Genomic DNA, 943 nt, shown 5'->3' on the forward strand with positions numbered 1-943 from the left:
GTGGACTGGTGCGAACAGCGCAGCGTGGGTTATGCCGCCCAGGTGACGCTGGTCCTGCTGGAAAGCTGGCAACGTTATCTGCGGGCTTACCGCAAGGCCGACGGCCAGACTTACACGATGAACGGGCAGCGTGAACGTCTGAGCACATTGCGGCTGTGGTTCCGCTGGCTGCTGCAACGCCATCGTATCCTTTACAATCCCGCTGAACAGCTGGTATTGCCGAAAGAAGAGAAGCGGCTGCCCGCGCAGATACTGAGTGAACGGGAAACGGCGCGGGTGCTGGAGAGTCTGGAAGACGGGAGTCTGCTAGGGCTGCGCAATCGGGTGATGCTGGAAGTGCTCTGGAGTAGCGGCATCCGGCGCATGGAGCTGCGCCAGCTCAAACAAGGGGATATCGACGTCGAACGGGGTGCCGTGGTTATCCGGCAGGGCAAAGGCAATAAAGACCGGGTGGTCCCTATCGGCGAGCGGGCGCTGGGCTGGCTGGCGTGTTATCTGGCGCAGGTGCGGCCCGAACTGGCGGCGCAGCATGACAGCGGCTACCTGTTTATCTCGCAAAAAGGCCGGCCACTGAGTGCGGGCCACCTGACCCAGATAGCGGCGAAGGCCATCCGGCAGCAGGCGCAACTGGACAAACCGGGGGCCTGTCACCTGTTCCGGCACTCGATGGCGACCCAGATGCTGGACAACGGGGCGGATATCCGCCATATCCAGGTGATGCTGGGGCATGAGAAGCTGGATACCACGCAACTCTACACACGGGTTGCCATCGGCCAGCTCAAGAAAGTGCATCAGCAGACGCATCCGGCCGAACGGGCAGGCGATGGACAACCGGACAGGCTGCCGACAGACGCTGACACCGAACCGCCGGAGAGACCGTCGAACAGGTTTTACATTGGTCATCTTGGCGACGACGACACCAATACTGTGCACAACAATGTCA

The 943-nt window shown here is 61.4% G+C and carries 1 protein-coding gene; it reads left to right on the plus strand.

Going from position 1 to position 943, the window contains the following annotated elements:
* On the plus strand, nucleotides 1–943 hold a 943-nt coding region (gene xerC / locus Xsze_RS21470; protein WP_099139196.1), incomplete at both ends, for a site-specific tyrosine recombinase XerC.

It is taken from the genome of Xenorhabdus szentirmaii DSM 16338 (genome assembly GCF_002632585.1).
Lineage (GTDB): Bacteria > Pseudomonadota > Gammaproteobacteria > Enterobacterales > Enterobacteriaceae > Xenorhabdus > Xenorhabdus szentirmaii.